This window comes from Streptomyces sp. AC555_RSS877, assembly GCF_019049245.1.
Taxonomy (GTDB): Bacteria; Actinomycetota; Actinomycetes; order Streptomycetales; family Streptomycetaceae; genus Streptomyces.
In genome coordinates, this window is the sequence record NZ_JAGMUK010000022.1 from 74,918 (window position 1) to 97,810 (window position 22,893).

At 68.8% G+C, this 22,893-nt stretch carries 19 protein-coding genes and 3 pseudogenes; 11 read left to right on the forward strand and 11 right to left on the reverse strand.

The genetic code is table 11. From position 1 onward, the window contains the following. Positions 1-56: 56 nt before the first annotated feature. Positions 57-2,207 carry an MMPL family transporter gene (locus tag KUM49_RS09730; protein WP_217236330.1) on the forward strand — a complete coding sequence of 717 codons (2,151 nt, stop codon included), beginning with the start codon at positions 57-59 and terminating at the stop codon, positions 2,205-2,207. A gap of 290 nt (positions 2,208-2,497) precedes the next feature. Further along, the gene (locus tag KUM49_RS09735; protein ID WP_099933851.1) at positions 2,498-3,025 is read left to right on the forward strand and encodes a GNAT family N-acetyltransferase; all 528 of its coding nucleotides are present in this window, start codon (positions 2,498-2,500) and stop codon (positions 3,023-3,025) included. Positions 3,026-3,235: 210 nt separating this feature from the next. Here the strand turns inward: KUM49_RS09735 and KUM49_RS09740 are convergent, their stop codons facing one another. The 3 genes from KUM49_RS09740 to KUM49_RS09750 all read right to left on the reverse strand — a co-directional run bounded on the left by KUM49_RS09740 (position 3,236) and on the right by KUM49_RS09750 (position 5,746). Beyond that, positions 3,236-3,580: a helix-turn-helix domain-containing protein gene (locus KUM49_RS09740; RefSeq protein ID WP_217236331.1), complete on the reverse strand. Its 345-nt coding sequence runs from the start codon at positions 3,578-3,580 to the stop codon at positions 3,236-3,238. 631 nt (positions 3,581-4,211) lie between these two features. After that, on the reverse strand, positions 4,212-4,613 hold the full coding sequence (locus KUM49_RS09745; protein ID WP_217236332.1) for a hypothetical protein: 402 nt from the start codon (positions 4,611-4,613) through the stop codon (positions 4,212-4,214). Beyond that, on the reverse strand, positions 4,610-5,746 hold the full coding sequence (locus KUM49_RS09750; protein ID WP_217236333.1) for a molybdopterin-dependent oxidoreductase: 1,137 nt from the start codon (positions 5,744-5,746) through the stop codon (positions 4,610-4,612). The genes KUM49_RS09745 and KUM49_RS09750 overlap by 4 nt, the downstream gene beginning before the upstream one ends. 427 nt (positions 5,747-6,173) lie before the next feature. Here KUM49_RS09750 and KUM49_RS09755 point away from each other — a divergent pair, with 427 nt between their 5' ends. The 3 genes and pseudogenes from KUM49_RS09755 (at position 6,174) to KUM49_RS09765 (ending at position 11,177) form a co-directional block, all read left to right on the forward strand. Continuing rightward, positions 6,174-7,334, forward strand: a complete 1,161-nt coding sequence (locus tag KUM49_RS09755) for a beta-propeller fold lactonase family protein (RefSeq protein ID WP_217236334.1) — start codon at positions 6,174-6,176, stop codon at positions 7,332-7,334. Between the two features lie 403 nt (positions 7,335-7,737). Next, positions 7,738-9,095 (forward strand): annotated as a pseudogene (locus KUM49_RS09760) (hypothetical protein). A 588-nt stretch (positions 9,096-9,683) separates the two neighbouring features. Next, a complete protein-coding gene (locus tag KUM49_RS09765) occupies positions 9,684-11,177 on the forward strand; it encodes a DUF1996 domain-containing protein (protein ID WP_217236335.1) in 1,494 nt (497 codons plus the stop codon). Between the two features lie 107 nt (positions 11,178-11,284). Here KUM49_RS09765 and KUM49_RS09770 read toward each other — a convergent pair. The 3 genes and pseudogenes from KUM49_RS09770 to KUM49_RS09780 form a co-directional block, all read right to left on the reverse strand. Beyond that, a pseudogene (locus KUM49_RS09770) lies at positions 11,285-11,608 on the reverse strand (DDE-type integrase/transposase/recombinase); the annotation flags it as partial. A 24-nt stretch (positions 11,609-11,632) separates the two neighbouring features. Next, on the reverse strand, positions 11,633-12,007 hold the full coding sequence (locus KUM49_RS50180; protein WP_217236337.1) for an IS3 family transposase: 375 nt from the start codon (positions 12,005-12,007) through the stop codon (positions 11,633-11,635). Further along, positions 12,004-12,330 carry a transposase gene (locus tag KUM49_RS09780; RefSeq protein WP_217236338.1) on the reverse strand — a complete coding sequence of 109 codons (327 nt, stop codon included), beginning with the start codon at positions 12,328-12,330 and terminating at the stop codon, positions 12,004-12,006. Before KUM49_RS09780 ends, KUM49_RS50180 begins: the two co-directional genes overlap by 4 nt. Positions 12,331-12,613: 283 nt before the next feature. On the opposite strand from KUM49_RS09780, the gene KUM49_RS09785 reads away from it, so the two are divergent. Beyond that, positions 12,614-14,605, forward strand: coding sequence for a WD40 repeat domain-containing protein (locus tag KUM49_RS09785; RefSeq protein WP_217236339.1), 1,992 nt, complete (start codon positions 12,614-12,616; stop codon positions 14,603-14,605). Positions 14,606-14,818: 213 nt separating this feature from the next. Beyond that, positions 14,819-14,932 (forward strand): annotated as a pseudogene (locus tag KUM49_RS48175) (DDE-type integrase/transposase/recombinase); the annotation flags it as partial. A gap of 406 nt (positions 14,933-15,338) precedes the next feature. Here KUM49_RS48175 and KUM49_RS09790 read toward each other — a convergent pair. From KUM49_RS09790 to KUM49_RS09800, 3 genes are all read right to left on the reverse strand, one after another. Then, on the reverse strand, positions 15,339-15,584 hold the full coding sequence (locus tag KUM49_RS09790) for a hypothetical protein (RefSeq protein WP_217236340.1): 246 nt from the start codon (positions 15,582-15,584) through the stop codon (positions 15,339-15,341). A 419-nt stretch (positions 15,585-16,003) separates the two neighbouring features. After that, entirely contained in the window at positions 16,004-16,498 is a 495-nt protein-coding gene (locus KUM49_RS09795) for a MarR family winged helix-turn-helix transcriptional regulator (RefSeq protein WP_217236341.1), read from the reverse strand. 133 nt (positions 16,499-16,631) lie between these two features. Then, positions 16,632-17,858: an acyl-CoA dehydrogenase family protein gene (locus KUM49_RS09800; RefSeq protein ID WP_217236342.1), complete on the reverse strand. Its 1,227-nt coding sequence runs from the start codon at positions 17,856-17,858 to the stop codon at positions 16,632-16,634. Between the two features lie 63 nt (positions 17,859-17,921). Between KUM49_RS09800 and KUM49_RS09805 the strand changes: the two genes are divergently transcribed. After that, a complete protein-coding gene (locus KUM49_RS09805; RefSeq protein ID WP_031143689.1) occupies positions 17,922-18,749 on the forward strand; it encodes an NAD(P)-dependent oxidoreductase in 828 nt (275 codons plus the stop codon). A gap of 14 nt (positions 18,750-18,763) precedes the next feature. Here KUM49_RS09805 and KUM49_RS09810 read toward each other — a convergent pair whose 3' ends face one another. Next, positions 18,764-18,916, reverse strand: coding sequence for a hypothetical protein (locus tag KUM49_RS09810; protein ID WP_374200142.1), 153 nt, complete (start codon positions 18,914-18,916; stop codon positions 18,764-18,766). A 288-nt stretch (positions 18,917-19,204) separates the two neighbouring features. Between KUM49_RS09810 and KUM49_RS09815 the strand changes: the two genes are divergently transcribed. The 3 genes from KUM49_RS09815 to KUM49_RS48180 all read left to right on the forward strand — a co-directional run bounded on the left by KUM49_RS09815 (position 19,205) and on the right by KUM49_RS48180 (position 21,373). Continuing rightward, complete coding sequence (locus tag KUM49_RS09815) at positions 19,205-20,692, forward strand: amidase (RefSeq protein ID WP_217236343.1); 1,488 nt, start codon at positions 19,205-19,207, stop codon at positions 20,690-20,692. A 39-nt stretch (positions 20,693-20,731) separates the two neighbouring features. Continuing rightward, positions 20,732-20,971 (forward strand): AMP-binding protein, encoded by a 240-nt coding sequence (locus tag KUM49_RS09820; RefSeq protein ID WP_217236344.1) that lies wholly within the window; start codon positions 20,732-20,734, stop codon positions 20,969-20,971. Positions 20,972-21,199: 228 nt separating this feature from the next. Further along, positions 21,200-21,373: an AMP-binding protein gene (locus KUM49_RS48180; protein WP_199808890.1), complete on the forward strand. Its 174-nt coding sequence runs from the start codon at positions 21,200-21,202 to the stop codon at positions 21,371-21,373. Here the strand turns inward: KUM49_RS48180 and lpdA are convergent. Beyond that, positions 21,363-22,775 (reverse strand): dihydrolipoyl dehydrogenase, encoded by a 1,413-nt coding sequence (gene lpdA / locus KUM49_RS09830; protein ID WP_217236345.1) that lies wholly within the window; start codon positions 22,773-22,775, stop codon positions 21,363-21,365. The genes KUM49_RS48180 and lpdA overlap by 11 nt on opposite strands. Positions 22,776-22,893 lie beyond the last annotated feature (118 nt).

Sequence of the window (22,893 nt, forward strand, 5' to 3'; positions counted from 1 at the left end):
AGCCACGGAGGGGACGGTGGGGCGGCACACCGATCCCCTGGAGAAGGGCCGCCCTCATGCTCACCCGGCTTGGCCGACTGGCCGTGCGGCACAGTCGTGCCGTCCTGCTCGGCACGCTGCTCGTCCTCCTGGGCCTTGGCGCGTACGGCGCGGGCGCCCAGCAGGACCTCGACCTCGCGCGCTGGAACTCCCCCGGCACGGAGTCGGTGCGCGCCGCCGACGTCCTGCGCGAGGACTTCCGCACCGGCAACCCGAATCTCGCCCTGCTCGTCACGGCCCGCGACAACGACGTGGACAGCCCGGCCACCGAGCGCGCCGCCCGCGAACTGGCCGCGGAGGTCGAGCGGTTGCCGAACGTCACGGACGTCACCTCCTACTGGGACGCCCGCAGCCCGGCCCTGCGCGCCGAGGACGGACACCGCGCCCTCGTCCTCGCCCGCCTGGAAGGCGACGCCACCACGACCCGCGCGCAACTCGCCGATCTCTCACCTCGGTTGACCCGCACCACCGATCGACTCGATGTCCGTGTGGGCGGTCAGGAGGAGATCTCCCGGCAGGTCGGCGAGGAGGCCCGCGCCGACTTCCTGCGCGCGGAGGTCTTCGCGCTGCCAGTCGTGCTGCTGCTCCTCGTCCTCGTCTACCGGCGCACCACGGCCGCCCTGCTCACCGTCGGCGTCGGCGTGCTCTCTGTCCTCGGCACCCTCGCCGGACTGCGGGCCGTCGCGCAGTTCACGGAGGTCTCGACGTTCGCTGCGAACCTCGCCCTGGTGCTGGGCCTCGGACTGGGCGTCGACTACAGCCTGTTCGTCATCAGCCGCTACCGCGAGGAACGCGCCGGCGGGCACGCCCAGCCGGAGGCCGTCGTGCGGGCCACCGCCGCGGCCGGGCGCACGGTCGTCTTCAGCGGGGTCACCGTCGCCGCGTCGCTGTGCGCCCTGCTGGTGTTCCCGTTCTTCTTCCTCAGCTCCTTCGCCTACGCCGGTGTCCTCGTCGTGTTCACCGCGGTCGCCGGTGCCGTCCTGCCGCTGCCGGCCGCCCTGGTCCGCTGGGGCCACCGGGTCGAACGCACCGCCGCGCCCGCCTCCGGCTTCTGGCACCGCACCGCGCTGCGGGCCATGCGCCGCCCGCTTCTCGCCGGCGCCGGCGTCCTGACGGTGCTCCTCGTGGCCGCCTCGCCCCTGCTCGGCCTGCGCTTCGGCCTGCCCGACGAGCGCACCCTGCCTGCCGGCACCTCCTCGCGTGCCGTCGCCGAGACCGTGCACCGGGACTTCGCCGCCGAGCCCACAGACACCGTCCAGGTCGTCCTCACGCGAGAGGCCGACACGCGCGCGTACGCCGTCGACCTATCCCGGCTGCCGGGCGTGTTCCAGGTCGACGCGCCCGAGGGTACCTACCGAGACGGCCGCCGCACCGGGGCCCCCGGCCAGGACCGGCTGACCGCGCCGGACGGCCACGCGCGCGTAGCCGTCGTACCGACACAACAGGCCCTGTACGACGACGTCCCCGCGTTCGCCGACCGCATCCGGGACACCCCGGCCCCGGCCCCCGCCCTCGTCGGCGGCTACCCGGGCGAGACCACCGACTTCCGCGCCACGCTCCTGGACCGGCTGCCGCTCGCGGTCGGTCTCGTGCTCGGGGCGACGTACGTGATCCTCTTCCTGATGACCGGCAGTGTGCTGCTGCCCGCCAAGGCGACCGTGCTGAACCTGCTCAGCCTGTCCGTGATGTTCGGCTGCCTGGTGTGGGTCTTCCAGGACGGTCACCTGTCCGGTCCGCTCGGCTTCACACCCACAGGGGCGATCGAGCCGAGCATTCCCGTGCTGATGTTCTGCGTGGCCTACGGCCTCTCCATGGACTACGAGGTCTTCCTGCTGGCCCGCATCAAGGAGGAGCACGAGCGGACCGGCGAGACCGTACGGGCCGTCGCCGAGGGCATCCGGCGCAGCGCCCCGCTGATCACCGCGGCGGCCGGGATCCTCGCCCTGTCCTTCCTGTCGTACGCCACCTCCGGCGTCGTCTTCCTCAAGGAACTCGGCATCGGGACCGCCCTGACGATCCTGGTCGACGCCACCCTCATCCGGGTCGTGCTGCTTCCGGTGACCATGCGGCTCGCGGGGCGGGCGAACTGGTGGGCGCCCCGGCGGCTGCGGCGACTTCGGGTCAAGGAGGTCGAGGAGGCCGACATGCTTCACGGGGAGTACGTGTGATCACCACGCGCGGGTGACGCGGTGACGGCCGTCCGGTGTCTAGCCTCGCCGTTTCGGTTGTGATGAGGCCGGAAGCGGGGAGGGAATGCGAAAGTGCCTTCTGAGCTGGGACGATGAACCTTGTCGAGGGGTTCTGTCGGTCCAAGCGGAAGGCACTTCCTGCGTGCAGGGTATCGAGAACACGAGCTGCGCGATCGACTCGATTCTCCGGCGGGCGTAGGGTGCGGCGACGCTGGGACCCTTGCATAGGCTGGCCGTCTCATGCGACGCACCGCGCCAAGGATCAGCCCATGCGCAGCAGCACCAGGATCCGTCTGATAGAGCCCACCGACGCTGGCTCGATCGCCGCGCATCGGGTGCGGGACTTGGAGGCTTTCCGGCCGTGGGAACCGGACCAGCCGGCCAGCTTCTTCACCCCGGAGGGCCAGGCTGAGCGGATCGACAGGCTGCTGGCCGGATACCGGGCGGGCTCGGTCTGGCCGGGCGTAGTGCTCGCTGACGACCAGGTGATCGGGCAGGTCACCGTCGGAGGCATCCTGCCGCAGCCGCACCTGCGCCGCGGCTCCGTCGGATACTGGATCGCCACGGTCGCCCAGAATCAAGGGCACGCCGGGCACGCCGTCGGGCTTGTACTCCGGGTCATGACGGACGAACTCGGGTTGCACCGCGCCGAGGCGTCCACCAATCTGGAGAATCTGCCGTCGCAGCGGGTGCTGCGCCGCAACGGGTTCAGCCCGTACGGCGTCGCGCACTCCTCGATCTTTCTCGACGGGGGCTGGCGGGACGCGCTGCAGTGGGAGCGGGTCCTCGGCGACTGACCTCGCCGTTTCGGTTGAGGTGAGGCCGGATACGGAAAGCGCCTTCTGAGCTGGGACGATGAACCTTGTCGAGGGGTCTGTCGGTCCAGGCGGAAGGCAATTTCTGCGTGAAGGGTATCGGTTCTCGTCCCAAGCTCCTGCCCGAGCGGCGCACGATGGCGGTGCACCCCTTGGCGCCCCAGGTGCGGCTCTCAGCCGCACCCGGTACAGCTACGCGATCAGGTCCCCCACACCGGCACGGGTCCACAGCTGCCCCGCCAGCCCCAGGTCACAGGGCCGGTGATCCAGTACGGCCTGCCGGATCGCCCGCTGCTCGACCGCATCGAGAACCTGATGTTCGCCGACCCGGCGCCCACGCGGCTGGGCTACAAGCGCTTCGCGTCCGCCGTCCAGCCACTTCGCCCACCAGTTGTCCACCGTCTTGAGCGAGACCTGGAACACCGCCGCGACATCCTCGCGAGTCCGGCCCGCCACCAACGCGGCCACCGCCCGCAGACGAAGGGCCTCCTGCGCCGACGGCGACAACTGCCATGCATCCCCCACCAGTTCACCCACGCAGAGATCAACGACCCGGAACTCGGATCAACATGAGAACTGACGACTGTCAGTAACGGGCAGTTCGTGCAATCTTGTGGTCGCTCACGGACAGTGCTCCGTAGGGCCCAGTCCATGACCGCTCAGAGCGAGGAACGAACTGTTCAGAGGCGTGATCCGGGCGCCGTTATGACCGGTGAGAACCTCACGGAGCTGCACCGGATCGTGCTGCCCGCCGTCAACCGCCTTCTTGACGAATCCAGAAACGTAATGACGCGTCCACGGTAGGCACCCTACGTGTCGACCATTTTCAACGGCCCCTTGATGGCCGCTGCGGACACCTCGAGGCGCCGGATCGAGCGGGAGCCTCTCCAAGAGATCCGCCGGTACTCGATAGGCCCTGGTCGTCTCTGGCCTGTCGGCGAGCAGGCGCAGCGCCTCCTCGTACGTCAGCATCACGCCACCGTTTCTCTCATCGGATAGGGACAACTCGATTCAGATCCGGCAAACCCGGTGAGGCAGTCGTGCTTACCCCCGAGAAACAGGACACCATTCCGCCCCTGGCCCCCTCACCTCGCGCCACGGCAGGGGGACCAGCTACTGGCCGTGAACGGCACCCGGGCGACGGCGGCCCCGAATGCTCACCCTTTGCCTAGGACGGTGGCCGCCGGCGGTGAGCGTAGCCTTTCGCGGCCAGGACGAACCCTGTCACCGCGGTCACCGCCACCAGCGCGATCAGCCAGTTGCGTGGATAATCCAGCGGCAGCACCGAGGAGTTGGCCGTTCGTCCCGGACGCAACAGCACCGGCGACGCCACCACCGTCAGCGCGCCCGCGACCACCAGCGCCCCGCGAACCGGCCCCCGCGCCCCGCCGCGCACCAGCACCACTCCGGCCAGCAGCACCAGCGGCGCGATCACCGCGTCGTGCAGGACGACCGCCCCGCCCAACCACACCAGAACGCCCGTCAGGTCACGGACGTCCATCAGCAGGGATCCGCCGACACCCATGAGCGCCACGCCCACCAGGCCGGCAAGGACACGCGTCGCCTTCATGACAGCACCTCCAGTCGGCCCACCCACTTGGTCTGCAACACACCGGGCCGGTTCGGGGCGATGAGCCTCACCGGGTAGCCGTGGTCGGGGTGGAGTTCCGCTCCGTTCAGACGCAGGGCGAGCAGGGTCAGCGGGTCACGGGCGTGCTCATGGCCCATCTCCGACACCCGATAGCCGCCGCGCAGTTGCAACGACACCACCCGTACCCGCGCTTGCGGCCGTGCGCCCGCCCGCTCCAGCAGGTCCGCGACCCGCACACCCGTCCAGTGCGCGGACTTGCTCCAGCCCTCCACACACGCGATGGGCAGCTCCACCTCGTGCTGCGGCAGAGCGCGCAGCTCGTCCAGCGCCAGGGTGTACGGCTGTGGGCCTGCCACCACCAGGCGGTACTCCTCGTTGGCGATCCGACCGACCCCGGCCGCGGCGGCTGTCCGGTTGACGGGCAGTCCCTGTGGGCCGTGGTCCGGGTGGCGGGGCGCGAACAGGATGAAGTCCTTCAGCGGGGTGAAGGACTGGCCCACCGTGGTGAGGGTGACGGCCCCGACGGCCGCGCCCACGGCGGCCAGCAGCGAGCGCCGATCGGGTGCGTCCTGGGTCGGCAGGGCGAGCGTCCCGGACGACCGTCGGCTCCAATGCGCCCGGATCTCGGGGGCCTTGACCGCGATGTGCAGCACCAGCGCCCCGGTCACCAACCACGCCACCGCGTAGTGCACCGGCACGAACGAGAACGGCCACGGGTACCACTTGACCGTGTTCAACAGTCCGGTCGCCAGCTCGAAGACGGCTCCGGCCACCAGCACCGCGATCGACAGACGCTCCAGAACGTGCCGGAGCGACCGCAGCGGCGGCCACTCGAACAGCCGTGGGTACACCGTCCACAGCTTGGCGAGCAGCAGCGGAATTGCCGCGATGCCGGAAGCGACATGCAGACCCTGGGTGATCCGGTACCCCCACGACGGGCGACTCGGGATGCTGTCGGCGAGCCAGCCCGGCGGATGTTGCATGAAGTGGCTGACCAGCCCGGTGGCGAAGCAGACGGCGAACGCCAGGCCCAGCAGGCGGCCGATCGAGGTCGCCGTGCGGGCGTCATGCAACCTGCCCTTGAACTCCGGCGGAGAGACACGCAATTTCATGTCTTCATCCCATCCGCCGCCGGGCCGTTGCGGAACGTTCGGACGCCTTACGGAACAAGGACACCTCCGGCTGCCGCACCGGCCGCTCGCCATGGTCACCGGTGCGGACCGGTCCTGTGGGTGTCCGTGCTGTGCCGCAGTCCGGACGGTACCTGCGACCTCGCCCCACCGGTAGTCGACGCCTCAGCGGTCCCGCTCCCCCGCCGCCAGTGCTTACGAGAGTCTGACGCGAGGCCCGTTTCCTCTCACCTCACCACCCCCACCGGCCACGCTTGTCCCGTCCACAGACACGAACGCTGACTGTCATGGGCCACGAGGAGCGAAGGAGCGGGACTTGAACATCCACAGCGAGCAGGGTGAGCACCGTGGAAGCCGACGAGACGGGTCGCGCCGCGATCACCGAGCGAAGCCCCGGACGCGGCGGATCATGATCGGCGGAGGCGTCCTCGCCACCGTCACGGCGGCCACCGTGGCCGTGTCCCTGGCCTCGGCGAGCCAGTACGGGTCGTCCGGTTCAGGTGCCGATCGTGCCGTCTTCGTGCAGGGCAACGAGCTGGACGGCAACACCATCCACGTCTTCGCACGGGACGGCCAGGGCAAGCTGAAACCCGCGGGCAGCTATGCGACCGGCGGCAAGGGCGGCGACCAGGTAGACGCCCCCACTGACTCGCTCGCCTCCCAGGGCTCCCTCGTCTACGACGACGCCTCCGGGATGCTGCTGGCGGTCAACGCGGGCAGCGGCACGGTGACCTCCTTCCGTGCTCAGGGAACGAAGTTGCTGAGTCGTCAGGTCAGCGACAGCGGCGGTGAGTTCCCGGCCTCCATCGCGGTGCGCGGCAAGATCGCGTATGTCATGAACGCGGGCGGCGAGGGCAGCATCCAGGGCTTCCGGATCACCAGGAAGGGGCTCGTGCCGATGCGAGGGTCCCACCGCTCCCTCGGCCTGCCCAACGAGGACGTACCGCGCTTCGACACCTCGCCCGGCGAGGTGGAGATCACCCCGGACGGCCGCAACCTGGTGGTCACGACCAAGGGAAACAACACCGTCGAGGTCTTCCCCCTGAAGAGGAACGGCCTGCCGGCCGTCGCCGAACCCGTCGTCAACAAGTCCGCCGGAAACGTGCCGTTCGCGATCAGCTTCGACACGTCCGGCGGCCGGATGCTGATCGCCGAGGCCGAGAAGTCCACGGTCACCACCTACCGGGTCAAGCACAACGGCAAGCTGAAGGTCCTGCAGAGGCCGCTCCCCAACGGCCAGGAGGTCCTGTGCTGGCTTGAGCGCGCGGGCAACTACTTCTACGGCGGCAACACCGGCAACTCCACCGTCACCGGGTACCGCATGGACAAGCAGGGAAGGCTGGCCCTCACCAACGACGTCGGCGTCGCCACGCCGCCCTCCGCGAAATCGCAGGGTGTGATCGACCTGGCGGTGACCGAGGACGAGAAGTTCGTCTACGTCCAGAACGCCCTCTCCGGCACGGTCGACGGCTTCCGCGTCGAGAAGAACGGATCCCTCACCAAGGTCACCACCGTCGAGGGCCTGCCCATGTTCGACGAGTCCGGCATGGAGGGCATCGCCGCCATGTGATGTCCCGCGCAGGCGGACGAGAGCCCGTCCGACGAGACGACGCCAACCCGTCGGCTGCCCGACAGCGAGTGCGTGAGGCCGGTGGGACGGCCTTCGTCCCGGCGGACGGGCAGACCGGCCGGCTGAGGCTCCCGTGGAGGCCCCATTGGTCTGCCCATCGGGGTCGGGGAGTCTGTCCCTCACCGGCGTGAGCTGCGGGTTGTGGGCGGGTACGAAGCAGCCAGGTCACCCATCGCACAGTGGTGCCTGCCAGCGACACGACACCGAACAACGAGGTGAACCGGGGGCCGCTCACCGAACCGCGCTGGAAGGCCTACCGACAGCACCGACGACCTATGACGAAACGCTGACGTCCGCGCCCGACACGGGCACGGCAGCCGCCGCCCGGCCTAACGTTCCCCGCGTGAACCGTGATCTCCGCCGCGACCTGTACACCGTCGTGGCCGCCGCCCTGCTCGTGGTGACGGCCGCTCTGATCGGCGTCGCCATCAAACGGTCGAAGGACGTCCTCCACGTCGGCTGGCCACCCCTGTACGCCAACTGGCTGCCCCACATCGGCCCCGGCACCCCGGCCGCCCTCACCGTCGCGGTGGCCGTCGTGGCGTACGGTCCCACCCTCGCCGCACGCCTGCCCTGGCGCCGCCTGCCGATCGCCTCCTGGGCCACGGCCACCGCCTGGACCTTCTCCCTCGCCCTCGTCGACGGCTGGCACCGCGGCATCGCCGCCGCCTGACCACCCGGTACGAATGCCTCCAGGTCATCGACCGCTTCGACGACATCTCCGCCACCCTGCGGGACTTCACCCACCACATCCTGGACGGCACACCGGGCCAGTGGCCCCCGCACGTCGCCGGACATCCCCGGGGCCCACCCTCACCTTCGTCCTCCTCGACCGCATCGGCCTGGGCGGCGGCGGGTGGGCCGGCATGGGGTGCATCACCGTCGGCGCGACCGCGGCGGCGGCCGTCCTCGTCACCGTACGGGCCCTGGCCGACGAAACCCCCGCCCGCCGGACCGCGCCGTTCCTCGTCCTCGCGCCCGCCGCCGTGTGGATGGGCACGTCGGCCGACGGCTACTTCGCCGCCGTCGCCGCATGGTCCGTGGCCCTGCTGGCCCTCGCGGTGACGGCACGGACGAAGCGCCGGTCGTGGGCGGCGTCGTTCGGGACGGGGCTGCTGTTCGGCCTGACCTGCTACCTCTCGTACGCGCTCACGCTGTTCGCGGTGATCGGGGCGGGGGTGCTGCTGCTCGGACGGAAACGGATCCGAGTACTGCCCTTCCTGCTTGCCGGCGTCGCCGTCATACCACTGCTCTTCACGCTCACGGGATTCAACTGGTGGGAGGCCTACCACCTGCTCGTCGAGCGCTACTACCAAGGAGCGGGTGGCTTCAGGCCGTACGGCTACTGGGTGTGGGCGAACCTCGCCTGCACGGTGCTGGTGGTCGGCCCCGCCACAGTGGCGGGGCTGCGGCGGGCCACCACCGTGCTCCTGCGCGAGCGGGAACGGCTCCTGCCCGTTCGGGACCTGTCCCGGCTCGCCCCCGAGCCCCGCCTGGTCCTGCTCGTGCTCTCCGCGTTCCTCGCACTCCTCGTGGCCGACCTGTCCGGGATGAGCAAGGCGGAGACCGAACGGATCTGGCTGCCCTTCGCCCTGTGGCTGCTCGCGGTCGGCGCGTTCCTGCCCCGGCCCCGCGCCTGGCTCACCGCCCAGGCGGTCCTCGCGCTGCTCCTCCAACCACCTGCTGCTGACCGGCTGGTGACCAGCTCCCGTCGCCATCTTGAGGCGTGAGGCGGGTGAAGTGGAAGGCGGCCGTGCCGAACCCCAGCCGAGTCGAGCCCTGGTTCAGGCGGCGCGACGGTGGTGCGCCAGGAGGACCGGAGCCGGGTACGTCAGGGAAAAAGCCAGGCGCAGCGGCCAAACGAACAGGCAGGCCAGCCACCCGGGCGACGACCGACGCACCGGCGGACCCCGCCGGCCGCCGAGCGGCTGCGTCCGGCGCATGACCACCGAGCGGGCCACGTCGGCCTCGGTGCGAGGACGGAGGCGCCCTGGGAACGGTACGAGCGACCGTCCCCAGGCGAAGCGAACGGTCACCCTCACAACGGGCACAGCCATGGCCGGGTCCGGACGACACAACGGTCAGCCACACCTGCCCGGGACCGCAGCGCCCACAGAAATCCCCGGCGCGCACAGTTCTTACGGAGGCATGACACGACGCCGGATTCCCGCCCTCACGCTGATCCCACCCGTAACCATGGACGGGCCTCGTCACGCCTGGCATCGGATGCCCGAGCAGTGATCCGAGGTTCGCACGAACCCACTTGCTCCGAAGCCCTCAGAGGAACCCATGCGACGCAACATGCGCAAGCGATCGAGGACAACGCATAAAGCCATCGCCGCGGCGGCAGGACTGGCTCTGGGGGCGGGAGGGCTGATAGTGGTCAACGTGTACGCCTCCGCCCATGAGAGCGGCACAGGCAACTCAACCAAGCGCGCATCCCAGGAGGCGAATCAAGTCCTGGCGGCCGGAGCCGCCACGATCAGCTGCCCGGATGTCGGGGCAAAGCTGACCTCGGTCCCCGACCAGGCCAGAGCGCAGGTCGACAGGGAACTCGCGCTCCTCGACCAGCAGGTGTCCGAGGCGTACCAGCGGCTGCAGAGTTCGGTCAGGGCCATCCAGCAGGACAGCAACTTCGCCAACAACGCGATCATGGGACCGCTCAAGGACAGGAGGCTCGCGACCATCGACCGGATCGGTATCGCCATCGGCAGGTCGGGCCCCAGGCCGCAGGGCCTCGACTCCCTCGCCCCCTGTTCCCTGCGCGCCTCCGGCAACCAGCAAGGCAACGGCCAGGGGCAAGGCGGCAACCAGGGGCAAGGTCAGGGTCAGGGCGCCGGCCAGAACGGCAACGGAGGCCAGGGCGGCAATGGTCCGGTGGCCGCCGACTTCGTGGACATCACCACCGTCCAACCGAACGTGCAGAACCCCCGCACGTCGCGCGGCGCTTCCAAGGGCGCCTTCACAACTCGGTGCGGCGTCAACGCGAACAAGCTGTACAACTCCGACAACATCATCGTGGCCCCCGGCGTGGACAACGGCGCGCACCATACGCACGACTACGTCGGCAACCAGGACAACGATGCGTTCACCACCAACGAGGAGTTCGCCGCCGCCGCGACAAGTTGCCGCAACCAGGGCGACAAGTCCACGTACTACTGGCCCGTTCTCCGTCTGCAGGACGGCACCCAGGAGTTCGACGCCAAGCAACTCGGCGGCGGTGCCGAGGGCAACACCGGACGGATCCTGACCGCGTCACAGGTCACCCTGGACTTCGTCGGCAGCCCGCGCGGCAAGGTCGTGGCGATGCCCAAGTTCCTGCGGATCATCACCGGCGACGCCAAGGCATTCACCAATGGCACCGCGAACGCCAACGCGGCCTGGAGCTGCACCGGCTTCGAGAACCGGCAGCTGACGGACAAGTACCCGATCTGCCCCGAAGGCAGCAAGCTGGTCCGTACGTCGAAGTTCCAGAGCTGCTGGGACGGCCGGAGCATCGACAGTGCCAACCACCGCGCGCACGTCGCGTTCGCCGACCCGAGGACCGGCGCCTGCCCGGCCGGCTTCAAGGCCATCCCGCAGCTGGTCCAGCGCCTCGTGTACGACGTGGACGCCCCCAGCCTCAACGACAACGGAGAGTCCAGCCCGTTCTACGCGGTGGACGGCTTCCCGGAGCAGATGCACAAGCCGATCACCGACCACGGCGACTTCATCAACGTCTTCGACGAGGCCCTGATGAACCAAATGGTCCGGTGCATCAACACCGGCCGACAGTGCCGATGATCTCGTCTCCTGGAATCCGAGTGGGCGCTTTGTGAGTCTTTGAGTGGTACGGCCGGGCGGGCCCAGCGGGCCCGCCCGGCTCGACGCGCGGAAAGGCGGCATCCTGCCTACGATCCGGCATTGTCGTAGGCGTCGCCGACCGTGCCGATCGAGGCCGCGATCCCGGCCCGGTCCAGGTGTTCGGCCGGCGCGAACGACGTGTACTGCGACCCGGCATCCGAGTGATGTATCAACTCGCCCCGCGTATAGGGGTGTTGATCGCGGTCGCGTTGCCATAGGGCCATGTCCAGAGCGTCCAGGACGAGCCGGGTCTCCTTCGACGTGGCGGCGGACCAGCCGACGATCCGGCGAGAGAAGGTGTCCACGACGAAGGCGATGCAGACGATGCCGGACCAGGTCTTGACGTGAGTGAAGTCGGCCACCCAACAGCGGTTCGGGGCCGGTGCTACAAAGTTTCAGTCGACCAGGTCCGGTGCCCGCTGCACGCTCGCATCCGGCACCGTAGTGATCACCTTCTTGCCGCGGACGGCGCCGGCGATGCCGAGCTCGCCCATCAGGCGTTCGACGGTGCACCGGGCCACCCGATGTCCGCGGCGGTTCAGCTCGTGCCAGACCTTCCTCGCCCCGTAGACACGGAAGTTGGCGTCGTAGACCTCGGTGATGAGTTCCTTGAGTTCGGCGTCCCGCAAGGACCGGGCCGAGGGGGCGGCCTGGCGCTTCTTGGCCGCACAGTAGGTGGAGGGGGCGATGCTGCAGCCGTGTTGGGTGAGCACGTGGCAGATCGGCTCGACGCCGCCGAAGCGGTCCCGGTGCTCGTCGATGAAGTTCACGAGCGTGCCTGTGGCCGGTCGAGCTCGGCCGCGAAGAAACTTGCCGCGGCCTTCAAGATCTCGTTGGCCCGCTTGAGTTCGGCGATCTCCTTCTTCATCGCCTTGACCTGCGCGGACTCCTCGGTCGTCGTCCCCGGCCGGGCCCCGGCATCGATCTGGTCCTGGCGGACCCACTTGCGCAGCGTCTCGGTCGTCCCGATGCCCAGCTTCGCAGCGACCGCCTTCATCGCCGACCACTCGGTGTCGTACTCCGGACGCACCTCGGCGACCATGCGAACCGCTCGTTTGCGCAGCTCAAGGGGATAAGGAGAAGGACGTGCCATGACTCGATCCTCTCAAATGATCGAGTCTCTATCGAACCCGGAACGGTTCAGTCAGGTAGGTCGCAGGCGCGAACCGATGTCGTCGGCGGGTGGCGAGGACGTCCGCCAATGCGAAGAGGGGTACCGATAGTTCTACGTAATCGGCTACGCAATCGTTTGGTGGGGGGTGTCGGGTCGGGGGTGGTGTGTCGGTGGGGACTGGTTGGATGCGGGTATGTCGGATGATTTGAACGTTGATGGGGCCGGGGCTGTAGACGGGCGATTGGTGGATCCGGGGTTTCTGGTGAATGCCGACCCGGGTGAGGTGCTGGGCCTGGTGGATGCGGCCGTGGGGCCTGCCGCGCGGTTGGCGGGGGCGGTGTACCGGGAGTCGGCCCATCCGGATGGGTACGCGACGGCGGGTGTGCGGCGGCAGTTGCTGGCATTGAACGCTGCCCGGTTCGGGGACCGGGAGCTGGCCGCGCGGATCACCTCCGTGCCGGTGGAGGGTACACCCGACGCACGGTGGACAGTGGAGTGGGCTACCAGCAGCACGATCCACGCCCGCTTCCAGCACACGCTCCCCGGCCACGCGGACACGGTGAGTGCGGTGGCGACGGGGGTGGCGGCGGGTCGGCCAGTCGTTGTCACCGCCGGCCGGGACAAGACGGTGCGGGTGTGGGACCTGGCCACCGGCCGACCCGTCGGCGAGCCGTTCACCAACGGCGGAGTGGCGACAGGGGTGGTGGAGGGCCGGTCTGTCGCCGTCACCGGCAGCCGGGACGGGACGGTGCGGGTGTGGGACCTGGCCACCGGCCGACCCGTCGGCGAGCTCCTCCATGACCACACGGGGTCAGTGCACGTTGCGGCGACGGCAGTGGTGGAGGGTCGGCCTGTCGTTGTGGTCGAACACGACAACAAGACGGTGCGGGTGTGGGATCTGGTCTCCGGCCGACCCGTCGGTGAGCCCCCCACCGGCCACACCGGTGGGGTGTGGGCAGCGGCGACGGCGGTGGTGGAGGGCCGGCCTGTCGTCGTTGCCGCCGACGGCGATGAGATGGTGCGGGTGTGGGACCTGACTACCGGCCGGCCGGTCGGTGAGCCACTCACGGGCCACACCGAGTCGGTGCGCGTGGTGGCGACGGCGGTGGTGGACGGCCGGCCAGTCGCCGTCACCGGCGGGTTGGACAAGACGGTGCGGGTGTGGGACCTGGCCACCGGCCGGCCGGTCGGAGTGCCTCTCACCGGCCACACCTATCCGGTGTGGGCGGTGGCGACGGGGGTGGTGGATGGCCGACCAGTCGCCGTCACCGGCAGCTCCGATGAGACGGTGCGGGTGTGGGACCTGGCCACCGGTCGGCCGGTCGGGCCGGAGTTGGTGTTTCCCGCGGGGGTGGGCGCGGTGGCTGTTACTGCGGATGGCCGACTGGTGGTGGGGTTCGGCTGGGAGGTGGCGGTGCTGGCCCGTCGCCGCTCCGTGCCGTGGACCCCGTTCACCGTCGTCACGGCCCCAAGCCATGAAAGTCGTGAACGTGATGTCCAACCTCCCCACCCCGCCACTGGTGACGACTGGGGGTCGTCACTGACGCAGGCCTTCGGCGTCCTGTTGAACCAGCCCCTCTCGGACTTCGATTCCGACGCGCAATACGCCGCCTACTACAGCGGCAACTGGCTTCACGAGACCGGGTCCGACAGGAATCCCGTTTGGCTGGAGTCGGCCGCTCTCACCGGCCGGGAGACGGTAACCAATGAGAACCTGCTGCTGCTCGACGAGGCGGGCTACCCGGATCTTCGATTCGACGCGAGTCGGTCGCTGTTCGAGATCTACACCGACGCGGTGGATTTCCCGGCCGCTTTCAAGGAAGGCCTGGCGGCTGTCCAACTGGCAGGTTCCGACCACTGGCCTCAAGTCAGGGGCGCCGATCTGGCGCGCCTGACGGCACGCCACGGGGTCGACCTCACCTCACCGGACCTGCTCGCGAAGACCTGGCGACTGACGGACGCCAGGATCGCGTCGGACGGCACCCTCCTCGACGCCCTCCGGGTTGCCACCGGCATAGGCGAGGGCCCCGACAGCCTCGTCCCGCGCGAGGACACAGCCGCGACGGCGGAGGCAGCGATCACGGCCGTGGAACACGCTGGGATCCGAACGCACCTGCGTGCGTTCTGTGACCCCCACTCCGACGACCTCGCCCTCTCTCGGCGCAAGTCCAGGGAGGAGGACAGCCCGCTGGTGGCCAAGTGGGAGGGCGCCGTGGACCAGTACGAGATCACCGTGCAGCGGGTCGAGGCCTGACCCGCCTCCTGCGGATCGGAGGTGTCCGATGAGGCGACAAGATCTCGCGAGAGGGAGAGTTGTCGGCGTACACATCGATGTGGCGCTGGCAAGATCTTCGTAGGTGGAGATCATCTTGGTGCCGTGGTCGGCCGGTCCGCGTAACGGGCAGTCTTTGGGTGTGCTTTGTTGAACTGCCGTACCTGTTACCGCACTTGGCGGGCGTGTCGGTTCATCCTGGTGCGGAACCGGCGGGTCAAGACCGCGGCCAGGCGATTTTTCCGTCGTCTGGTGAAAAGGACCCGTACGGTGCCGCGGGTGGTCGTCACGGACAAGCTCCGTTCCTATCAGCACCGGACGGCCGCCCAGAGACGCATCGCCGAGCCGTCTGACGTAGCGGCTGTGACACCACCCGCTCGGTGTCCCGCAGCCGTACACGGCGCAGGAGCAAGCGACCGCGTACGTGCACGCACAACCACCACAGGTCCGGAGCCGTCGACCGAAACCCCCGACTACCGAGCCGAAATGACCATCCGCTTCGCCATCTGGGTTGCGAGAACGCCGCTTGCGGGAAGGTGACGTTCGCCCCCCTCCAGCGGAGCGGAAGCCCTTCAGTGCCGTCTGGCGGTCCGTGGCAAATCGCACCCATTCGTCACAGCCCCATCGTGTCGATCGTTGGCGAAGCAGAGGGACAACGCGTGTCTTCGACCTCCTGGGCAGGAACGGTTGGCCGAGCAGGTGAGGGACTGGGGTATCAGCGCTGCTGAACCCAGTCGCCGGACAAAAGCGTGAGGGCTCCCGACCACAGCACGCCCGGGTTGATGCACTCGGAGTGGAGACTCGTCATCCCCTCGAAGAACTCCATCGTTGTGGTGGAGCTCTCCAGTTGCCGGTCCACGGCGTCGAGGTAGCGCCTCGTGCGGCCGATGCGGGCCACGTCGTCCGGGCGAGCCGGGACTTGGCGGCTGGCCACCACGAACTCCACTCCGAGCGCCTTCACTTGGCGGAAAGACCTTCGCCACGCGTCGCGGCCACCACCCTCGGATTACCCGAGCGAGAGGTGCACGCCGCTGTAGACGACGCCCCCCCCCGACGGGGACGAGCGCGTACCCCTCCAGACTCAGTCTGCCTACCGGCGCACTTTTGGTGGAGCCCGGTCGCCCAACCCTCCAAGCACCACCACACAAACCGCTCGGCGAACGCGGTGACGAAACCTGCCGGGAACGAGCACCTCGATCACGGTCAGCGACTCGGGTGTTGCCCCATGCTCGACCCAATTGACGCATGGCCTACGAACAGGGCGTCCCCTGCCCACCACAATGAGGCCGCCGAGAACCGCCGGAGGGCATACGGCCCGGCAAGCCGACTTCGCTAGAACCGGGGCATAGCGCTATACCCCAGGGCGATCCCCTAGAGCCGTTAAGCCCGTTTCACACCGTTCTGCTCCCGGACGGTGTCGAACAGGGAGGTCAGAGCGGGACTTCCCGCGAGACTGTCCAGCAGGACGTGAAGCGACTGTCGTTCCGTGGCGCCCAGGTCTGCGAGGATTTCGCCGTCGAGATCTACGAGTGTGTGGTTGAGGCGGGCCAGGACCTTGCGCCCTTCGGTGGTGATGTCCACGGCGTAGCGGCGACGATCCTGCGGATCTCGTGTCCGCTCCGCGTATCCGGCGCGCTCCAGGTCGTCGAGACTCGTCACCATCGTCGCGGGGTCGATGCGCAGGAACGAGCCAAGTGCCAGTTGCGGCATCGCACCGTTGTCCGCCAAAGCCTGCAGGACGCTGTAATGCCGCACCCGCAGGCCGGTCCCGCCAATGCCGTCCTCGGCGATCCTGAACGCCACCTGCCCGAGTTTGACCAGCAGGCAGATGGTGTGTTCGGCCACTGTCCCCGGAACCAGCGGAGCCTCGGACATCGTTTATCCCGCCCATGGTTAGTCGTACGTATGGTCCTGTCCATCGTACGAGAAGGCCCGAGGCACCATGACCGCTACAGGCGGGCGGGATTCCCCACCTTCCGCCGGCTTACGGCCGGTGCGTCCTGGGTGCTCAGCCGACGATGGCCCGACCGAAGATCTGCCGGGCTATGACCCACTTCTGGATCTCGTTGGTGCCCTCATAGATCTCGCCGATCTTGCTGTCCCGGTAGATCGCCTCGACGGGGCCGGGGCTGCCGTCGGCACCCAGTTCGCGCGCGAAGCCGAGGCCTCCGAAGGCCTGGACGGCGTCGCGCGCCATGTCCACCGACAGCTTGGTGGCGTAGTACTTCGCCATCGCGGCCTCGGGCTCCGGGGACGGGTTGCCCGCGTCCAGGCGCAGGGCGGCCTTGGTATAGAGGGTGCGGGCGTTCTCGATCTCGGTGGCCCGTTCGGCGAGCAGGAACTGCCAGTGCTGGTTGGCGGCCACCGGCTTGCCGAAGGCGTGTCGCGTCGACAGGTGGGCCACGGTGTGGTCGAAGGCGGCCTGCGCCATGCCGACCCCGGCAGCCGCGATGCCGATCCGGCCGTAGGTCAGACTGGACAGTGCATGGCGCAGTCCGTGTCCCTCGGCGCCACCGAGGAGATCGTCGTCGGTCAGGTGCACATCCGTGAAGCGGACGTCCGCGGTGAGCTGGCCGCGGTTGCCCATCTTGCGGTCGGGAAGGCCGACCTCCACTCCGGGAAGCGCCGTGTCGACGATGAACATGCTCAGCCGGATGCCGGTGCGGGCGAGAACCACCACGAACCCGGCGACGGGCGAGTTGGAGATCCACCGCTTGTGGCCGTTCAGCACCCAGCCGGCCTCGGTGCGTATCGCCTCGGTCTGAACCGCCTGCGGGGACAGGTCACTTGAGGCATCCGGCTCGGTGGTGGCGAACGCGCCGACCACTGAGCCCTCCGCGACCTTTCGCAGCCATCGCTGCTGCTGCTCCTCGGTGCCCTGCCGCAGGGCGTTGCCCGCCAGGATGCAGTGCACATCGAAGACGGCCGCGACGCTGCTGGAGTAGTAGGCCAGTTCCTCGATCGCCGCGGCGGTGGCGCTCGCCGGGTGGGTCAGACCGTCGCCGCCGACCTCGCTGGGGAAGGGGATCCGGAAGACCCCCGCCGACGCAAGCCCGTCAAACACCTGCCGGGGGAAGCCGTCCGTGCGCTCGTCGCCGCCCGCGATCGCCACGGCGTGCGGAGCCACTTCGTGCTCTGCGATCCGGCGCACGGCAGCGCGAACGGACTGTGTCTCTTTGGGGGCCAGGAGCTCGTGGTAGAGCCGGTCGATCTGGCGTGTGGGAGTGGAAGTCATACGCGGAAGATACCATTAGCATCGCGTACGATTAGCTCGGCAATCTATTTTGGAGGTTCGACCATGACACAGACGCTGGCCGACAAGACCATCCTGATGTCGGGAGGCAGCCGCGGCATCGGACTCGCCATCGCTCTGCGCGCGGCCCGCGACGGTGCGAACGTGGTGATGCTCGCCAAGACCGCCGTGCCGCATCCGAAGCTCGAAGGCACGGTCCACACCGCCGTTGACGAGATTGAGCGCGCGGGCGGCAAGGGGCTGGCCGTCGTCGGTGACGTCCGCGACGAGGACGATGTGCGCACCGCTGTCGACGCGGCGGTCAGCGCCTTCGGTGGCATCGACATCGTGGTGAACAACGCCAGCGCGATCGACCTGTCGTCGTCGGAGCAGCTGGAGATGAAGCGGTACGACCTGATGCAGGACATCAACACGCGTGGCACGTTCCTGCTGAGCAAGGCCGCTATCCCGCACCTGCGCAAGGCGGGCAACCCGCACATCCTCACGCTCTCCCCGCCGTTGAACCTCGCGCCGCACTGGGTGGGGAAGCACCTCGGTTACACGCTGTCGAAGTACGGCATGAGTCTGTGCACCATCGGGCTCGCCGAGGAGCTCGCCGCCGACGGTATCGCCGCCAACTCGTTGTGGCCGAGGACCCTGATCGACACAGCCGCCGTGCGCAACGTGGTCGGCGGCGCCGGACAAGCCCGTAGTCCGCGGATCATGGCTGACGCCGCGTACGCCATCCTCACGCGTGATGCGCGGAAGTGCACCGCCAACCTGTTCATCGACGACGAGGTCCTGTTGGACGAGGGCGTCACCGACCTGTCCGTCTACAGCCCTGCCGACTTCGAAGGTGATCTCGCGCTCGACATATTCGTCGATCCGGCCTGATCCCACACAGCTCACTAGATGAACGCGAGGGCGTTCTCGATGCCCTTCTTGAGGACCTCATCGGCGAGCTTCGACTCGAAGGCGGCGCGGGACAGCTGCCGCGCCCCAGGCCTGCTTGCGCGTCCGCGCAGCGGCCGATCTAGTCGAGCAGGGCGGCGGAGGGACATCCGACGCCGCGCTGGTCCCGGTGCTCGGGCGACAGATAGCCGCGAACGAGATCCTCGAGTCCCGGGCAACCGGGCAACCGGGCAACCGGGCAACCGGGCAACCGGGCAACCGGGCCGCAGAGTGCCGTACCGCGCCGCCTGCGCGCGTAGCTCCTCCCTGACGCCACAGGATCCTCCGTTCAATGCGCAGGGCCATTGCCTTGCACGTCATCCCGAGCCTATGGTCTGTCGAATGTAATGTTATGACTCACATTTGATGATGCGTCAGAGTCAGAGATGAGGCACGCCGTGAGTGACGTCCCCTTCCAGCCCGCAGTGGAGCAGTCACGCGCGCTGGCCGCGGGTGAGATCTCGAGCCGGGAACTCGTCGAGCTCTATCTTGAGCGGATCGCCACCCATAACACCGCGTTGAACGCGGTAGTGACCCTTGACCCCGAGCGGGCCCGTCGCGAGGCCGGGGAAGCGGACGCCGCGCGGGCAGCCGGGCGAGACCTCGGTCCTCTGCACGGTGTGCCGATCACGGTCAAGGACAGCTTCGAGACAGCCGGGATGCGCACCGTCTGCGGGCGAACAGACCTCAAGGACTACGTGCCCGACCACGACGCCGAGGCGGTCAAGCGGCTGCGTTCGGCCGGTGCCGTGATCATGGGGAAGAGCAACATGCCTCCGGGCAACCAGGACGTCCAGGCCGACAACCCGGTGTTCGGTCCTTCATCGAACCCGTGGGACACGACCCGTACCTCGGGCGGATCCGCCGGGGGCGGCGCCGTCGCCACCGCCGCGGGCCTCACGGCGTTCGACTTCGGCTCGGAGATCGGCGGATCGACCAGGATCCCGTCCCACTTCAACGGCCTGTACGGGCACAAGTCGACCTGGCGGTCCATACCCCTCATCGGGCATGTGCCCTACGGCCCGGGCCCGGGACGATGGACCGAGGCCGACATGGGCTGCGGCGGCGCGCAGGTCCGCGACGCCCGTGACCTCGTCCCGATCCTGCGGGCAACGGTCGGGCCCGCCGACTACGACGGCGGTTTCAGCTACACACTCGCACCGCCGCGCGCGACCAAGCTCGCCGACTTCCGGGTCGCCGTCTGGAGCGAGGATCCCTCGTGTCCGGTCGACAGCGACGTCGCGGCTGCCGTTGACGACGCGGTCGCTGTGCTGCGGACGGCCGGCGCGAAGATCACGGTGCAGCCCGCCGGCCTCCCTGTCGACATCGCGACGAATCACGAGAAGGCCTTCCAGCCCCTGCTCTTCGGCGCGGGCGACCGCACCGGCCTCGCTCCTGCCTCCAGCGCCGCAGTGCTGGCCCGGTTCGTCCAGCACCCGCGGGGTGACGCCGGTCCCGCCCTGCTCGGAACCTTCCAGTCCCACTATCACTGGCTGCAGGCCCACATGGTGCGCAATGAGATCCGGCAGCGATGGTTCGAGTTCTTCCAGGGCTTCGACATCGTGCTCATGCCGGTCACCCCGACGGCCGCCCCCGCCCACCACAACAAGCTGATCGACTGGTTCGGGCGGCCATTCGAAGTCGAAGGTGTGCGACGCCCTTACTGGGACCAGGTCAAGTGGAGCGCCGTCGCCAACGTCTCCGGGGGGCCGGCGACGACCATCCCGGTGCGCCGAGGCAGGAGCGGACTGCCCATCGGTCTGCAGGCCATGGGCCCGACCGGAGGCGATCTCACCACCATCGAGTTCGCCGCCCTGCTGGGCCGGGAAGTTGACGGCTTCGTGCCGCCTCCGGCCTTCGTCCAGACCCCCACCACTGGACCCTGACCACCCGCCCGAAAACCCCGAAGAACGACGATGCACAGCTTGAGCCGCAACGCGTCACGACTGCGGACGGATTCCGCGTCCCGCTCCCCGGAACGCACCGCGATCGTCTTCGGCGACGACCGCATCACGTACGAGGCCCTCGACGCCGCGGCCAACCGGGGGGCGAACCTGCTCGTCTCGCGCGGGATCCAGCCCGGGGACAAGGTCGCGCTGTCCTGCCCCGATTCTCCAGCATCTACTTCGGCATCCTCAAGGCCGGCGCCGCGATCGTGCCGCTGAACGTGCTGTTGCAGGGCCGCGAGGTCGCCTACCACCTCACCGACTCCGACGCGAAGGGCGTACTTCGCCTTCGAGGGCACCCCGGAGCTGCCGATCGGGAAGGCCGCCTGGAAGGGATTCCGCGAGAGCGCGGACTGCACCGAGTTCTTCCTGATCGAGAGCGGCGGCGCGCCGTAGTCCGGGGACGAGACGCCGGAGTCCTACACCTCGGTCGTAGCCGAGCAGCCCGTGACGTTCCGGACGGTCGAACGCGACGAAGACGACACAGCGGTGGTCCCCTACACGTCCGGCACCACCGGCCACCCCAAGGGCGCGGAGCTGCGTCACCGCAACGTGTATGACAACGCGCTCGCCGGCATCGACCTGTTCGTTTCGAGGGGGCAGCGCCCTGCTACATGTTGATCATGTGGCCCGCGAGGCCGTGGACGGCTTCCTTGACCGCCTCGCCCAGGGTGGGGTGGGCGTGGACGTTGCGGGCGACCTCATGGACGGTGAGGTCCCACTGCTGGGCCAGGGTCAGCTCGGGAAGGAGTTCGGTGACGTCGGGGCCGATGAGGTGTCCGCCGAGGAGTTCGCCGTACTTGGCGTCGCTGATCAGCTTCACGAAGCCGCTCGCGTCGCCCAGGCCGTGGGCCTTGGCGTTCGCGGTGAACGGGAACTTGGCGACCTGGACGTCGTATCCCTTCTCCCTCGCCTGTGCCTCGGTGTAGCCGAAGCTGGCGATCTGCGGCTGGCAGAACGTGGACCGCGGGATCATCACATAGTCCAGCTCCATGGTCTCCGCGTCCGCGATCGTCTCGGCGGCGACCACACCCATCGCCTCAGCGGCGTGCGCCAGCATCAGCTTCGCGGTGACGTCACCGATGGCGTAGATGTGCGGGACGGAGGTGCGGCAGCGGCCGTCGACGTCGATCGCGCCGCGCTCGGTGACGCGCACGCCGGTGTTCTCCAGGCCGTAGCCGGTGACGTTCGGGGCGAAGCCGATCGCCTGCAGGACCTTGTCGGCCTCCAGCACCTGCTGGGTGCCGTCCTTGCCGGTGACGGTGACCCGCACCTGCGGGCCGGACTCGTCGATCGACTCGACGCGGGTCGAGGTGAGCACGTCGATGCCCAACTTCCGGTACTGCTTGGCCAGTTCGGCGGAGACCTCGGCGTCCTCCAGCGGGGCGATCCGGTCCAGGAACTCGACGACGGTGACCTTGACGCCGTAGTTGTGCAGCACATAGGCGAACTCGACGCCGATGGCCCCGCCGCCGGCGATCACGATCGACTGCGGCAGGTCCTCGGCCAGGATCTGCTCCTCGTACGTCACTACGCGCGCGCTGCGCTTGGTGCCGGGCAGCAGCTTGGGGGTCGCCCCGGCAGCGATGATGCAGTTCTCGAAGCCGATGGTGCGGGTGTTGCCGTCGTAGTCGGCCACCTGGAGTGTGTGCGGGTCGAGGAACGTGCCGCGTCCGCTGATTTCGGTGATCGTGTTCTTCTTCATCAGGTAGTGGACGCCCTTGACCCGGCCGTCCGCGACCTTCCGGCTGCGGCGGAAGGCCTCCCCGTAGTCGAAGGAGACCTGTCCGTCGACCTTGATGCCGAAGGTCTTCGCCTCGCGCGTGAAGATGTGTGCAAGTTCGGCGTTGCGCAGCAGGGCCTTGGTGGGGATGCAGCCCACGTTCAGGCAGACGCCGCCCCAGTACTTCTCCTCGACGACCGCTACGCGCTTGCCCAGTTGGGCGGCCCGGATGGCGGCTACGTATCCGCCGGGGCCCGCGCCGAGTACGACGACGTCGAAGTGCTCACTCTGCTCGTCCATGGACCTTTCCTTTCCACTGGGACGGTCGACTCCACGTCAGTGGCCGACTCGCTCCCGATCGCACAACCTGTTCATCAACTCAGTCGCTGGTTCAACGCCCCGGTGCCGTGATCCATAC

Bases quoted from the DNA above. Each gene is read 5' to 3' on its own strand.
- KUM49_RS09730 (WP_217236330.1), top strand. From the start codon at position 57: ATGCTCACCCGGCTTGGCCGACTGGCCGTGCGGCACAGTCGTGCCGTC.
- KUM49_RS09735 (WP_099933851.1), top strand. From the start codon at position 2,498: ATGCGCAGCAGCACCAGGATCCGTCTGATAGAGCCCACCGACGCTGGC.
- KUM49_RS09745 (WP_217236332.1), bottom strand. From the start codon at position 4,613: ATGAAGGCGACGCGTGTCCTTGCCGGCCTGGTGGGCGTGGCGCTCATG.
- KUM49_RS09750 (WP_217236333.1), bottom strand. From the start codon at position 5,746: ATGAAATTGCGTGTCTCTCCGCCGGAGTTCAAGGGCAGGTTGCATGAC.
- KUM49_RS09755 (WP_217236334.1), top strand. From the start codon at position 6,174: ATGATCGGCGGAGGCGTCCTCGCCACCGTCACGGCGGCCACCGTGGCC.
- KUM49_RS09765 (WP_217236335.1), top strand. From the start codon at position 9,684: ATGCGACGCAACATGCGCAAGCGATCGAGGACAACGCATAAAGCCATC.
- KUM49_RS09780 (WP_217236338.1), bottom strand. From the start codon at position 12,330: ATGGCACGTCCTTCTCCTTATCCCCTTGAGCTGCGCAAACGAGCGGTT.
- KUM49_RS09795 (WP_217236341.1), bottom strand. From the start codon at position 16,498: ATGTCCGAGGCTCCGCTGGTTCCGGGGACAGTGGCCGAACACACCATC.
- KUM49_RS09800 (WP_217236342.1), bottom strand. From the start codon at position 17,858: ATGACTTCCACTCCCACACGCCAGATCGACCGGCTCTACCACGAGCTC.
- KUM49_RS09805 (WP_031143689.1), top strand. From the start codon at position 17,922: ATGACACAGACGCTGGCCGACAAGACCATCCTGATGTCGGGAGGCAGC.
- KUM49_RS09810 (WP_374200142.1), bottom strand. From the start codon at position 18,916: ATGTCCCTCCGCCGCCCTGCTCGACTAGATCGGCCGCTGCGCGGACGC.
- lpdA (WP_217236345.1), bottom strand. From the start codon at position 22,775: ATGGACGAGCAGAGTGAGCACTTCGACGTCGTCGTACTCGGCGCGGGC.